Source organism: Pseudomonas sp. M20 (assembly GCF_045037865.1).
Classification (GTDB): Bacteria; Pseudomonadota; Gammaproteobacteria; order Pseudomonadales; family Pseudomonadaceae; genus Aquipseudomonas.
On the sequence record NZ_CP173611.1, the window covers coordinates 2,543,758 to 2,557,443 of the forward strand.

Annotated in this window: 14 protein-coding genes; 7 read left to right on the top strand and 7 right to left on the bottom strand. The window is 61.1% G+C overall.

The window, feature by feature from the left end:
- Positions 1-78: 78 nt before the first annotated feature.
- Together ACI514_RS11380 and ACI514_RS11385 are read right to left on the bottom strand one after the other, a co-directional pair.
- Complete coding sequence (locus ACI514_RS11380) at positions 79-1,407, bottom strand: ATP-binding protein (RefSeq protein WP_405123833.1); 1,329 nt, start codon at positions 1,405-1,407, stop codon at positions 79-81.
- On the bottom strand, positions 1,404-2,126 hold the full coding sequence (locus tag ACI514_RS11385) for a response regulator (protein ID WP_405123834.1): 723 nt from the start codon (positions 2,124-2,126) through the stop codon (positions 1,404-1,406). The genes ACI514_RS11380 and ACI514_RS11385 overlap by 4 nt, the downstream gene beginning before the upstream one ends.
- A gap of 147 nt (positions 2,127-2,273) precedes the next feature.
- Between ACI514_RS11385 and ACI514_RS11390 the strand changes: the two genes are divergently transcribed.
- From ACI514_RS11390 to proP, 3 genes are all read left to right on the top strand, one after another.
- Positions 2,274-2,585: a hypothetical protein gene (locus ACI514_RS11390; protein ID WP_160057752.1), complete on the top strand. Its 312-nt coding sequence runs from the start codon at positions 2,274-2,276 to the stop codon at positions 2,583-2,585.
- The gene (locus tag ACI514_RS11395) at positions 2,585-3,244 is read left to right on the top strand and encodes a DUF3313 domain-containing protein (RefSeq protein WP_405123835.1); all 660 of its coding nucleotides are present in this window, start codon (positions 2,585-2,587) and stop codon (positions 3,242-3,244) included. Before ACI514_RS11390 ends, ACI514_RS11395 begins: the two co-directional genes overlap by 1 nt.
- Before the next feature lie 238 nt (positions 3,245-3,482).
- Positions 3,483-4,985, top strand: a complete 1,503-nt coding sequence (gene proP, locus ACI514_RS11400) for a glycine betaine/L-proline transporter ProP (protein WP_116030251.1) — start codon at positions 3,483-3,485, stop codon at positions 4,983-4,985.
- 14 nt (positions 4,986-4,999) lie between these two features.
- Here proP and ACI514_RS11405 read toward each other — a convergent pair whose 3' ends face one another.
- A complete protein-coding gene (locus ACI514_RS11405; protein ID WP_405123836.1) occupies positions 5,000-5,887 on the bottom strand; it encodes a LysR family transcriptional regulator in 888 nt (295 codons plus the stop codon).
- 53 nt (positions 5,888-5,940) lie between these two features.
- Between ACI514_RS11405 and ACI514_RS11410 the strand changes: the two genes are divergently transcribed.
- Positions 5,941-6,651 carry an NAD(P)-binding domain-containing protein gene (locus ACI514_RS11410; protein ID WP_405124216.1) on the top strand — a complete coding sequence of 237 codons (711 nt, stop codon included), beginning with the start codon at positions 5,941-5,943 and terminating at the stop codon, positions 6,649-6,651.
- 174 nt (positions 6,652-6,825) lie between these two features.
- On the opposite strand, the gene ACI514_RS11415 is transcribed toward ACI514_RS11410, so the two are convergent.
- A complete protein-coding gene (locus tag ACI514_RS11415) occupies positions 6,826-7,392 on the bottom strand; it encodes a hypothetical protein (RefSeq protein WP_311886841.1) in 567 nt (188 codons plus the stop codon).
- A 1-nt stretch (position 7,393) separates the two neighbouring features.
- A complete protein-coding gene (locus ACI514_RS11420; RefSeq protein ID WP_405123837.1) occupies positions 7,394-8,032 on the bottom strand; it encodes a DUF2092 domain-containing protein in 639 nt (212 codons plus the stop codon).
- On the opposite strand from ACI514_RS11420, the gene ACI514_RS11425 reads away from it, so the two are divergent.
- Complete coding sequence (locus ACI514_RS11425; protein ID WP_405123838.1) at positions 7,985-8,287, top strand: hypothetical protein; 303 nt, start codon at positions 7,985-7,987, stop codon at positions 8,285-8,287. The genes ACI514_RS11420 and ACI514_RS11425 overlap by 48 nt on opposite strands.
- 3 nt (positions 8,288-8,290) lie before the next feature.
- Here ACI514_RS11425 and ACI514_RS11430 read toward each other — a convergent pair whose 3' ends face one another.
- A complete protein-coding gene (locus ACI514_RS11430; protein ID WP_405123839.1) occupies positions 8,291-9,406 on the bottom strand; it encodes an AI-2E family transporter in 1,116 nt (371 codons plus the stop codon).
- A 105-nt stretch (positions 9,407-9,511) separates the two neighbouring features.
- Positions 9,512-10,117, bottom strand: coding sequence for a TetR/AcrR family transcriptional regulator (locus ACI514_RS11435; protein WP_099759206.1), 606 nt, complete (start codon positions 10,115-10,117; stop codon positions 9,512-9,514).
- A gap of 157 nt (positions 10,118-10,274) precedes the next feature.
- On the opposite strand from ACI514_RS11435, the gene ACI514_RS11440 reads away from it, so the two are divergent.
- Positions 10,275-11,657 (top strand): aspartate aminotransferase family protein, encoded by a 1,383-nt coding sequence (locus tag ACI514_RS11440; RefSeq protein WP_405123840.1) that lies wholly within the window; start codon positions 10,275-10,277, stop codon positions 11,655-11,657.
- 269 nt (positions 11,658-11,926) lie between these two features.
- Complete coding sequence (locus tag ACI514_RS11445; RefSeq protein WP_160057744.1) at positions 11,927-13,630, top strand: amidase; 1,704 nt, start codon at positions 11,927-11,929, stop codon at positions 13,628-13,630.
- The last annotated feature ends 56 nt before the right edge of the window (positions 13,631-13,686 follow it).

Sequence of the window (13,686 nt, forward strand, 5' to 3'; positions counted from 1 at the left end):
ATTGTTCGACAGCAAAAAACCTCCGACGGATCTGCGCGGGCGCGCGGGCCCGCAAGAGATTGTCGGAACTATCCGCATCTAAATCGGTAATTCCACACGAGCCACCACTCCCCCAGCGCTGTGATTACTCAACGTCAGATCGCCGCCCTGCTCTCGAATGATTGCCCTGGCTGCCGAAAGCCCCAGCCCAACACCGCCCGTGTCTCGATTGCGTGAGGTTTCCAGGCGCAGGAATGGGTCGAACACACGCTCCAGCGATTCCTCGGGAATGCCGGGCCCCTGATCAATGACCTCAATGCGTATCGCATAGGCATCACTGCGCAGGGAAATGCGCGGGGCACACGCGTACTTCACGGCATTCTCGAGCAAATTGACGATCACCCGTTTGATCCCCAGCGGCCGGCCCTCGTACACCAGATGCGCCGGGCCTTCGAAATCGACATTGATCTGCTGGTCACGGTAATCATCAACGATGGTTTGCAGCAGCTCCGACAGATCGAACGCGGTGGTCTGCTCGCTGTGCGTGTCCTCACGGAAGAACGCCAACGCAGCGTTGATCATCGACTGCATCTCTTCAACGTCACGAATCAGTTTGCCCTGATGATCGAGGTCTTCCATGAATTCGCTGCGCAAGCGCATGCGGGTCAGCGGTGCACGCAGGTCGTGGGAAATCGACGCGAGCATGTGCGTGCGCTCGGCGATGAAATGCTGGATCTGCGCCTGCATGGTGTTGAAGGCGATGATCGCCTGGCGGATTTCGTCGGGGCCTTCGAGCTTGATCGGCGGTGCGCGCAGATCGGTGCCGAAACGTTTGGCGGCACGCGTGAAACGCTGCAGAGGGTTGGCCAGTTGCCGGGTGGCGACCCAGGCGACGAGCAATGTGGCAATCAGTCCCAAGGCGATGACGATCGCGATACGCACGCCAAATTCCAGGCCCCAGCTGCGCTCCGGCGGGATAAATGACAACCAGCTGCCATCGACCAATTGCACGACGGCGGCGTAATGCGCCTGGGGGCTGCCGTTCGGCCAGTCGCCTGGGCTGAACACCTCGATTTTTCGATCATTGCCCAACAGTTGCTGCAGCACCGGCACCCTGCTCGCTGGCAGGCGAAGGCCGTCATTGGGCAGATCGAAGTCGGCGCGCTGTGCTTTCCACGACACTTGCAGCATGGCGCTGCTCGCCGCTGCGGCCAGTTGCGGGCGCAGGTTGGCCGGGGCGGCTTCGATCACCCGCGAGGTCGCGGCAATCTGCTCCAGCAGGCCGGTGCGTTCGATCGGCGGCCGGGCCCAGATGCCGGCGACTTGCACGAACAGCGCATTCAACGCCAGCGAAGCGACCATCGCCGCCACGATGGTCAGGGCGATGTGCCGGCGCAGAGTGTCGCCGCGCCACAGTCGGCGGATCACGAGCGAGTGACCTTGGCCGTAAACAGATAACCGCCGTTGCGCACTGTACGAATCAGGTCCGGGCGCTTGCTGTCCGGTTCGATCTTGCGGCGCAAGCGGCTGACTTGCACATCGATGCTGCGATCGAACGCGTCATGGCCGTGGCCGTGGGTCATATCGATCAACTGCTCGCGGGTCAGAATGCGCTGTGGATGGTCGAGGAACACCAGCAGCAAATCGAACTCGCCACCGGACAGCGGAATCATCACGTTTTCCGGGGAGCGCAGTTCGCGGCAGGTGATGTCCAGATGCCAACCGGCGAAGCCGATCACCGGCCGCGAAGGTTCAACCGTTTGGCGCTGTTCGCCGGCGCGACGTTGCAAGGCACGCACTCGCGCGAGCAATTCCTGCGGCGCGAACGGCTTGGTCAGGTAATCGTCCGCGCCCAGTTCCAGACCGACAATGCGATCGCTCAGTTCGGCCATGGCTGTAAGCATGATGATCGGAATGCCCAGTTGCGTATGCACCTTCTGGCACAGGCTCAGGCCGCTTTCGCCGGGCATCATCAGATCAAGAATGATCGTGTCCGGGCGCTGCTGCGCAATGGCCGCCCACATCGCCTCGCCGTTGGCAGCAACGTCGACCTCATAAGCATGCTGCACGAAGAACTTCTTCAGCAGCGCGAGAATTTCCACGTCGTCGTCGACGAACAGCAGTCTGCTCACAGTGACAGGATCCATGCACCAAAAAAAGCCAATCTAAAGCCATTTCGCCGCCCGGGTCATTTATTTCAATCGAGCAACATTTCTACGCGCCAGACATCAAGCGGACATCCTCCGGCAAAACCGCGCGGGCACTCTGCAGCTATTTCCAACGGGGGGATTGGCATGAAGGTATTGAACAGCAAACCGGGCATCACGCAGCACAACGGTAATCGGCCGTTGATTCTCAGCCAGCGCACCGCAGCGCTCGGCCCGGACACACCGGTGGTGTTTCAGGAATCGTGCATGGGGGTTTCCCCTGATCAAAGCACAGTGGTGCTGCGCCGTTACTTCGAGCATTTCAGTCCGACCAACGCGCACTGGGTGGAATACGTGCACAGCGTCAACACGGCTGATCTGATGAACTGGATCATGGCCCAAGGCCGATTGCACATCGAATGCTCGGACAACCTGGCGCAGAACAAGGAAGCCGTTTGATGTCGCGCATTCGTTCGCTGTCGCTGTCCATTGCCACCACGTTGAGCCTGTCGGCGTGCAGCAGCAAAACGCCGGAACACTCAGGCTTTCTGCATGACTACAGCGTGTTGGCCGAGCGCCAGTCGCCGTCCGGTCAGCCCGTGTTGGCGTGGGTCAGCCCGGCCCTGGCCCGGGGTCGATACACCCAGGTTTATCTGGCGCCGAGTCAGTTCTACCCGAGTGCCGAGCCGACGCAACGGATTCCTCTGAGCACTCTGTCCGGCGTCACTGACTACTACGATGCGGCGCTGCGGCTGGAATTGAGCAAAGTGCTGCATCTGGTCAGTCAACCCGGGCCGAACACCCTGATAGTGCGCCCCGCTATCACCCAAGTGGCGACCAGCACTCAGGGTTTGCGCTTTTATGAGTGGCTGCCGGTCACCCTCGTCGCTGCCGGTGTGAGCACCGCCACCGGCATCCGTGATCAGGACAGTGAAGTCGCCACCGAAGTGTCGTTCGAGGACGGTTCGACTGGCGAAGTGATTGCCGAAGTGGTGCGCAAAGGCACTGGTGTGCCGCTGGAGAACGACCAACAGATGTTGACTGCCGACGACGTCAAGGTGGTGCTGGATGGCTGGGCCAGCGACCTGCGGCAATCGTATACGGCCATCCGCCGGTAAACACATTTCCCCTTCTTGATCGTTCCCACGCTCTGCGTGGGAATGCAGCCGGGGACGCTCCGCGTCCCAACAAGATCGCAGCCTTCGGCAGCTCCTACAGGGAAAATCAGGGTGCGCCAGGAAAAAAAACGCCGGGCAGTGAATTATTTCGTGTCCTCATGTATCTGAGCCAAAGAGTACGCGCCATCAAAAAGATGGCATCTACGCGGCACGATGGATCAGCAAAGAGAAGACCCGGATGAAATCACGCAAGAAAACCGTCAAGCCGATCGGCCTGAAAGACATCACCATTGTCGACGACGCCAAGATGCGCAAGGCGATCACCGCCGCCGCACTCGGCAATGCCATGGAATGGTTCGACTTTGGTGTCTATGGCTTCGTCGCCTATGTGCTCGGCAAAGTGTTCTTCCCCGGCGCCGACCCCGGAACGCAAATGATCGCCGCGCTGGCGACGTTCTCGGTGCCCTTCCTGATCCGGCCGCTGGGCGGCTTGTTCTTCGGCGCGCTGGGCGACAAGTACGGACGGCAGAAAGTCCTCGCCGCGACCATCGTGATCATGTCGCTGAGCACCTTCGCCATCGGCTTGATTCCGTCCTATGCCTCGATTGGCATCTGGGCGCCGATCCTGCTGTTGCTGGCAAAAATGGCTCAGGGTTTCTCGGTCGGTGGCGAATACACCGGCGCGTCGATCTTCGTCGCCGAATACGCGCCGGACCGCAAGCGCGGCTTCCTCGGCAGTTGGCTGGACTTCGGCTCGATTGCCGGTTTCGTCCTCGGTGCCGGTGTGGTGGTGTTGATCTCGACGACGCTCGGCGAAGCCAAGTTCGAGGAATGGGGCTGGCGTCTGCCGTTCTTCCTCGCCTTACCACTGGGCATGATCGGCCTGTACTTGCGTCACGCCCTGGAAGAAACCCCGGCGTTCCAGCAGCACGTTGAAAAGCTTGAACAAGGCGATCGCGAAGGCCTCGCCGGTGGCCCGAAAGTTTCGTTCAAGGAAGTCGCGACCAAACACTGGCGCAGCCTGATGACCTGCATCGGCGTGGTCGCGGTGACCAACGTCACCTACTACATGCTGCTCACCTACATGCCGAGCTACCTGTCGCACAACCTGCATTACAGCGAAAACCGTGGTGTGCTGATCATCATCGCGATCATGGTCGGCATGCTGTTCGTGCAGCCGGCAATCGGTTTCATCAGCGACAAGATTGGCCGTAAACCTTTCATCGTCGTCGGCAGCATTGGTTTGTTCATTCTGGCGATCCCGGCCTTCATGCTGATCAACAGCGGCAAGATCGGCTTGATCTTCGCCGGCCTGCTGATGCTGGCCGTGCTGCTGAACTTCTTCATCGGCGTCATGGCCTCCACGCTGCCGGCGATGTTCCCCACGCACATTCGCTACAGTGCGCTGGCGGCGGCTTTCAACGTTTCGGTATTGATCGCCGGCCTGACCCCGACCGTGGTGGCCTGGCTGGTCGAAAGCACCAACGATCTGTACATGCCGGCGTATTACCTGATGGTCATCGCCGTGGTCGGTCTGGTCACCGGTGTAACCATGAAGGAAACCGCCAACAAGCCGTTGCGTGGCGCCGCGCCTGCCGCGTCCGACCTTGAAGAAGCCAAGGAACTGCTGCAAGAACACCACGACAACATCGAGCAGAAAATCGAAGACATCGACGCTGAAATCGCCGCACTGGAAGCCAAGCGCAAGGAACTGGTTCAACAGCATCCGCGAATTAACTGAGCCGGATGCCGCGGTCAGGCAAAGCGCCTGACCGCGGCATCGATGAACTGACGAACCTTCGCGGTCTTCTGTCGATGCGCCGTGTACAGCAGATGCATTTGTCTGCTCGGCGCTTCGAATCCCTCCAGCAACCTGACCAGCTCACCTCTGCACAACGCCGGCTCAAGAAAATCGGCAGGCCCCAGCACAATCCCGAAACCATCTACCGCCGCTGATAACAACGCCTTGCTCTCGTTGACGTGTAAGCGACTGCTGACCGGCACGCGCTCGACCTGCGCACCGTTGAAAAACGACCACTCGTGATCGGCGGGCCGCGACCAATAGGCATAACCCAGGCACTCATGCTGTTGCAGATCGGCGGGCACTTGCGGCGTGCCGTATTCGGCCAGATAGCGTGGCGCAGCGCAGACGATCAGTCGATACGGAGACAATGGCCTCGCGGTCAGGCTGGCCGTCGCCAGCGGGCCGATCCGAAAAGCCACCTCAAAACCCTCCTCCACCAGATCCACGGCGCGGTCGGTCAAGTGCAGGTCGATTTCCACCTCGGGGTACTCGCGCAAGAAAGCGGTCACGAACGGCATCAGACTGTAAGAGCCAAAGCTCACCGGCGCGCTGACCCTGAGCTTGCCGCGCGGTGTGTCGTTCATGATTTGCGCCAGTGAATCAGCGGCTGATGCCTCACTGACGATGTGCTTGCAGCGCTCGTAGTAGGCCTGGCCCAGCTCGGTCAGGCTCTGCCGGCGCGTGGTGCGGTTGAGCAAGCGTGCGCCGAGCCGCTGCTCAAGGGCGGCCACGTGCTTGGCGACCATTTGCGCTGACATGTCCAGGCGTTGCGCGGCGCTGGCATACGAGCCGGCTTCAGCCGCCATCACGAAAGCCGCCATGCTGGTCAGCCGATCCATTCGATACTCCTGTTAGCGAAAGTAAGTAACAGAGTGCGATTTATCTGCACCTGATCAGGAATCATCATAGTCGCTCCCCACCTGACAGAGGACACACCATGCGCATTGGAATCGTTGGAGCCGGATTCATCGGGCGCGCTGTCGCGCAAATCGCCCTCGCCGCCGGGCACGAAGTAATGCTCAGCAATTCGCGCGGCCCGCAGACCATGAGCAGCGTGCTCGCAGGCATCACCGGCTGCCAGATCGGCACGGCCGAACAGGCCACACAGTTTGCCGACGTGGTGTTGGTGGCCATCCCCTACGAACAAATCCCGAGCCTGCAACCCGCCTGGTTCGAGGGCAAAACCGTGCTCGACGCCAACAACTATTACCCGGATCGCGACGGCCACATCGCTGCGCTCGACACGTTCCAGAGCACCACCAGCCGCTTGCTCGCCGAGCATTTGCGCGGTGCCACGGTGGTCAAGGTGTTCAACGCCATTCTCGCAGCGGATTTGCTTACGGATGGCCGCCCGCATGATTCCAGCGAGCGGCGCGCACTGCCCATTGCAGCGGATGACGCGCAGGCCAAGGCGTTGGTCGCGGGTTTGCTGGATGACCTCGGTTTTGATGCGGTCGACACCGGAGGCCTTGATGACAGTTGGCGATTCGAGCGGGCAAAACCGGCCTACTGCGCGCCGCTGGACAAGTCCGGGCTGGAACAGGCGTTGGCTGCGGCCGAGCGCGAGGTCGAATTGCCGTTGGGCAGTTGGCGGCACGGGTAACGCCCGGTCGCTCCCGCGCTTAACCCTTCCGGCAGGTGGATCGAGATCAGTGCGGCTGGCACCGGCCGCACACGTCACCGTTACCGAACTGTCGTGGCTGACCCTGGCCACCGGGTTGCGCCGTGGCGGCCGAGGCATGCTCGCGCACATGCACCCTGGGTGCCGAAAGCCTGATCAAGGCGCGTTGACCACCACATACGTGACGTCACTGCCCTGATACTGCGGCTGGTACCAGGTCGAACCGCACTGCATATACGCGACGTTGTACTGAATCACCTGCACACAACTGCTGGGCATTTGCGCCGGGGTGAAGATCGCGCCCACCACTGCCGCAGTGGCCGCGACGGTGGCCGTCACTGCCACTGCGGCCGCTACCGGATGGTAGTGATCGTCGTAGCCGTAGCGACCATGGCCGTCGACATCAATATCGACATCGCGACTGTTGTCGATGTTGACGTTTCGGTTGCCGTTGTTGACGTTCGTGCGGTTGCCAACGTTGTTGCCGGCATTGACCCGATTGCCCGAATTGACCCGATTGCCGGCGCTGACATTGTTGGTGCGCTGCGGCGCATTGATGCGCTGCGCACGTTGCGCGTTCGGCGCCGGCGCCCGGTTGACGTTGGCGCGCGCATGTCCCTGAGCGCGTTGCCCCCGGGCATCGGCTTCGGCGACATAACCGGCGGTCAGCAGCGTGGCGGTGGCCAGCGACAACAACAGACTCCACGTCATCGACTTGTTCATGTCACTGTCCTCCCTGATCGCTGGCTTTTTTAAACGCAATCGCCACATCGCCTTTGCCCGGTTTGAAAGTGAATTGCGTGTCCGGGATGGTCGGTTTGAGGTTCCACTGATACACCGCGCTGTACTCGGGAAAGCTCTTCTCGTCAGTAGTAGTGATCACCAGTTTGCAGGGCAAAGGTTTGTCGGAACGGGTCAGCCACAATTGCCAGTCGATGCCTTCCTGGCGAAACGCCAAATGGTCGCAGAGCTGGCCCTTGATGGCCGACGGCCCGACATACAGCGCGGCTTTCAAGGCATCGATCTGCGCCTGATCACTGCCGAACAGAAACAGGTCCTCCATCGGTACCTGCACACCGTAGAAGTTCTCGATCTTGTGCAGGGTTTCCGCCACGGTGGCCGGGGCGTCGACGGTGGTGTAGTACTTCAGGTACGGCGAATACTGGGTGAGTTTTTTGCCGTTGTAGAAGAACTCGCGGGTGCGCACATCGCCTTCGCTTTTCGCATACAGGCGATCGTGGCCGAGCACTTTCAGGGTATTGGCGGACTCGGTCTTGATCTTCTGCCCGGACTCCAGAACCGTGTCGCGCGAGACTTGGGCATCGACCTGAAATTTCGGCAGGCTGCGCAGGTAGTTGCCCATATCGATGAGCTTGTCGACCACTTGCGGGTTGATCAACGGCGCGTCGTCAGTGGCAGACGCAGCGGGCGCAGCCGGCGGGTCTTCAGCACGGGCTCCCGGCGCGAGAACCAGTGTGAACATCAGGCAGACAATACTGGCTGGGGCTTTCATCGGTTGCGCTCCTGTCCCTGGGTGGGCGTTGCGCCCGAAGGGCGACTGATTGACCAGCCTAGACCTCAGTCTGGGGGTACGCCAATGCGTCAGCGAGAGGGGTGAGAGTCACGGCAGATGTTCTTTGCGCTGGCTCTCCAGAAGCTCGGTGACATCGGCCGGTTGATACACCCAACCGATGAACAATTCGTAGCCAACCGCCAGAATCACCGGCCCAGTGAACAAACCAATAATGCCGCTGGTGACCATGCCCCCGAGCGCACCGATCAGCACCACTGGCATCGGCACCGCGACGCCGCGACCCAGCAACATCGGTTTGAGCACGTTGTCCGCAAGCCCGGCAATCGCCATCCACACCGCAAAGATAATCGTGCCGGCGCTGACCCCGTCCACGGCGAAGACATAAATCACGATGGGCAGCGAGATCAGCAGCACCGGTAATTGGGTGATGCCCAGCAGCAACACCATCAAGGCGAGAATGCCGGCAGCCGGGACGCCCATGACCACCAGTGCCACGCCGACCAGCAGCATCTGAATAAAGGCGATGCCGACCACACCCTGCGCCACGGCGCGGATGGTTGCCGTGCACAGTTCGGCAATCTGCGGGCCGCGCACCGGCCCGGAAATGCGGGTGGTGACAGCCACCGCTGTGCGGTGGCCGCGCTCGCCGTGGTGCATGATCAACCCGGCGACGATCAACGCGACCACAAACACCACGATGCCCGCCCCGACACCGGCGGCTTGATGCAACACCACTTTGCTCCAGTCCTTGAGATGTGGCGCCAGTTCCTGAAACACCCAGCTCAGGTCCTGCGAAGCGTGCATCCAGATGCCGTAAAGCGGCGCGCCAATCAACGGCCAGCCTTCGACACTGGCCGGTGGCGGCGGTATCTCGAACTGCCCCGCTTCGAACGTGTGCATGCTGCCCTTGATCGACTCGGCAATCGACGCGCCCAGCAGGCTTAACGGCAACATCAGAATCACCAGGCCCAGCAGCACCAGAATGATTGCCGCCCAACCGTAGCGATTACCGAGTTTGGCGCCCAGAGCCTGATTCAGCGGATACAGCGTGACGGCCAGGATCAGCGCCCAGAGCATGACATTGAGAAACGGATGAAAAATGTCGTAGCAGAACAGCACCAGAACGGTGATCAGACCCGCTCGAATGAGCACGTCGAGCAATGCTCTGGAACTCTGAAACGCTATCAGCGGTTTGTCTTCCATGTCGGCGCTCCTGGGTGGGCCATCGATGAACCGCTGTGAGCCTAGTTCACAACCGGCATATCGTCTCGACGGGGGCCCGACACGAGTCGCACATGATGGCGGCGATCAGCGCTCCAGCATGCCGTGACACAACAGATTCAAAACCCCGCGCATATGCAAGGCGTGCGCGGCCCGATCCGGGACTTCCTGCGTGGCGAGGCGAATGAACGCCATGTTCGCGTATTGGTTGAACAGCGTCGCCACCACGTCGAGATCGATCGATTCGCGCACTTTTCCCGCTTGCTGAAAATGCAGGAGCAGCGCTTTGGTTTCTTCGATCACGGCCGCGTTCCACGGACTCATCGCTTCGGCCAGTTCACCGGTCAGCAGAAATGGCGCCAGTTCCCGCCACAACGAAGCCGGCATCGCCTGTAGCTGGTAATCGGTCATCAGCCCTTCGAACTCGCACAACGCCTCCAGCGGATCGCTGTCCTCGTCCAGATTGGCCCGCGCCTCGCGCATGGCTTGCTCGTCGGGTTGCTTGAGCAAAGCCAGCAGAATCTCCTGCTTGCCGCCGAAATAATTGACCACGGTGGGTGCGGAAACCCCCGCCTGCACGGCGATCTGGTCCAGCGTGGTGGCCGCAAAGCCGTTGCGCTTGAACAACTCGAGCGCCGCTTCGGCAATCACCTGCCGGCGCTGTTCCTTCTGCCGTTCTCTGAGTCCGCTCATGTTGCCTCTGATGATCCTTGCCAATGGCTCTCAGCCTACGGAGATCTTTTTTCACCGACAAATATTTTCTTTACAAAAATATTTTTAGATGACAAAACTTTCTCCGTGCAGCGCTGCAACGAGCTCACTCACTTGCCCTTTGCTCTGGAGATCCGCCATGTCCGCCGAACTCGATTCGACCCGCAGTACCCGCGATTACCAAGCCTCTGACGCTGCTCACCACATCCACGCGTTCGTTGATCAGAAGGCCCTCAACGAAGAAGGACCGCGAGTGATGGTCAGCGGCGATCGGCTGGCGTTGTGGGACAACGACGGCAATCGATATCTGGATGGCATGTCGGGTCTGTGGTGCACCAACCTCGGTTATGGGCGCAAGGATCTCGCCGCTGCCGCGACCGCGCAGCTGGAACAACTGCCCTACTACAACATGTTCTTCCACACCACTCACCCGGCGGTGATTGAGCTGTCCGAGCTGCTCTTCAGCCTGTTGCCCAAGCACTACAGCCACGCGATCTACACCAATTCCGGCTCCGAAGCCAACGAAGTGCTGATCCGCACCGTGCGCAAGTTCTGGCAGGTAATGGGCAAGCCCGAGAAGAAAATCATGATCGGCCGCTGGAACGGCTACCACGGCTCGACCCTGGCCGCGACGGCGCTGGGCGGGATGAAGTTCATGCACGAGATGGGCGGCACCATCCCTGATGTAGCGCACATTGATGAGCCGTATTGGTTCGCCCACGAAGGTAATCTCAGCCCGGAAGAATTCGGCCTGCAAGCCGCGCGGCAACTGGAAGAGAAGATTCTCGAACTGGGCGCCGACAAGGTTGCAGCCTTCGTCGCCGAACCGTTTCAGGGCGCGGGCGGCATGATCATTCCGCCGGCGACTTACTGGCCGGAAATTCAGCGTATCTGCCGTAAGTACGATGTGTTGTTGTGTGCGGACGAAGTGATTGGCGGTTTCGGCCGCACTGGTGAATGGTTCGCGCATCAGACGTTCGGCTTTGAGCCGGACACGCTGTCGATCGCCAAGGGCCTGACCTCCGGTTACATCCCAATGGGCGGTTTGATTCTGTCGCGACGCATGGCCGAGGCGCTGGTGGAAAAAGGCGGCGTGTTTGCCCACGGCCTGACCTATTCCGGCCACCCGGTGGCGGCCGCTGTGGCGATTGCCAACCTCAAGGCCTTGCGCGATGAAGGCGTGGTCACCCGGGTGAAAACCGACACCGGCCCGTACCTGCAAAACTGCCTGCGCGAAGTGTTCGGCAATCACCCGCTGGTGGGTGAGATTCAGGGCGTCGGGCTGGTGGCGGCGTTGCAGTTTGCTGAGGACAAAGCGACGCGCAAGCGTTTTGCCAATGAAAACGACATTGCCTGGCGTTGCCGCACGATTGGTTTTGAGGAAGGCTTGATCATTCGTTCGACATTGGGGCGGATGATCATGGCGCCGGCGTTGGTGGCCATGCGCACGGAGCTGGATGAGCTGATCGACAAGACGCGGATTGCGGTGGATCGGACGGCGCGGGAGTACGGCGTTTTGTGATCGGCTGAAGGAATATGGCGGCCGGAATACAGCTATCGCGAGCAGGCTCACTCCTACATTTGAAATGCGTTCCCCTGTAGGAGTGAGCCTGCTCGCGATGGCGTCAGTCGGGTTGAAAACAGGCAAGATTCAATCCCGCCGATTACTCCGCGCGCCGCTTGGTGTTAAATAGGCGCCAGTCTTAACCTTGTCGCTTATAGCTGTGCAACGAGAACCGATATGAACACCCATTCCAGGAAAAACACCCAAATTCAAACAGCGGTGAGCGCATGATCGAAGTCACCGAAGTTTCCATTGCCCAACTGCGCGCCGCCCTTGAGTCCGGCCAGACCACCGCAGTCGAACTGGTGCAGGCGTATCTGGCGCGTATCGACGCCTACGACGGCGCCGACACACCGACGGCGCTGAATGCCGTGGTCGTGCGCAACCCGGAAGCGTTGAACGAGGCACGGGCGTCCGATGCCCGTCGCGCCAAAGGCGAAACCCTCGGCCCGCTCGATGGCATTCCCTACACCGCCAAAGACAGTTATCTGGTCAAGGGCCTGACCGCTGCGTCCGGCAGCCCGGCCTTCGCTGATCTGGTCGCTTATCGCGATGCCTTCACCATCGAACGCTTGCGCGGCGCCGGGGCGATTTGCCTGGGCAAGACCAACATGCCGCCGATGGCCAATGGCGGCATGCAACGCGGCGTCTACGGTCGCGCCGAAAGTCCTTACAACGCCGCTTACCTGACCGCGCCGTTTGCCTCCGGCTCGTCGAACGGTGCCGGCACCGCTACCGCCGCCAGTTTCGCCGCATTCGGTCTGGCCGAAGAAACCTGGTCGAGCGGGCGTGGCCCGGCGTCGAATAATGGTTTGTGCGCCTACACCCCATCGCGCGGGGTGATCTCGGTGCGCGGCAACTGGCCGTTGACGCCGACCATGGACGTGGTCGTGCCTTACGCGCGGACCATGGCTGACCTGCTCGAAGTCCTCGACATTGTGGTGGCAGAAGACCCGGACACCCGTGGCGACCTGTGGCGCCTGCAACCGTGGGTGCCGATCCCGAGCGTCAGCGAAGTGCGTCCCGCCACTTACGCCGATCTGGCCGCTGACGCCAAAGCGCTGACCGGCAAACGTTTCGCCGTGCCGCGCATGTTCATCAATGCTGACCCTGAAGCCGGCACCAGTGAAACCCCGGGTATCGGTGGCCCGACCGGCCAGCGCATCAACACCCGCGCTTCGGTGATCGACCTGTGGAAGCAGGCGCGTCAGGCCCTCGAAGCCGCCGGTGCCGAAGTCATCGAAACCGATTTCCCGCTGGTCTCCAACTGCGAAGGCGATCGTCCCGGCGCCCCGACCGTGTTCACCCGGGGTCTGGTCTCCAAAGAGTTCCTCCACCATGAACTGTGGGACCTGACCGCGTGGGCGTTCGATGACTTCCTGCAAGCCAACGGTGACCCGAAACTCAATCGTCTGGTCGACGTCGACGGGCCGAAAATCTTCCCGCACGAACCAGGCACGCTGCCTAACCGTGAGGGCGATCTGGTGGCGGGCATGGATGAATACGTGCGCATGGCCGAGCGTGGCATCACGCCGTGGAATGAAATCTCCACCGTGCCCGATGGCCTGCGTGGCCTCGAACAGACTCGACGCCTCGACCTCGAAGACTGGATGGACAACCTAGGCCTCGACGCCGTGCTGTTCCCGACGGTCGCTGACGTTGGCCCGGCGGACGCTGATGTCAATCCTGAGTCGGCCGACATCGCCTGGAGCAACGGCATCTGGGTGGCCAATGGCAACCTCGCGATCCGCCACCTCGGCGTGCCAACCGTCACCGTGCCGATGGGCGTGATGGCCGACATCGGCATGCCGGTCGGCCTGACCTTCGCCGGCCGCGCCTACGACGACTCGAACCTGCTGCGCCTGGCCGCCGCGTTTGAATCGACCGGCAGCAAACGCCAGATCCCGCCGCGCACGCCGCCATTGTCGTAACGCGATCAAAACTGTAGGAGTGAGCCTGCTCGCGATAGCGGTGTGTCAGCTGATAG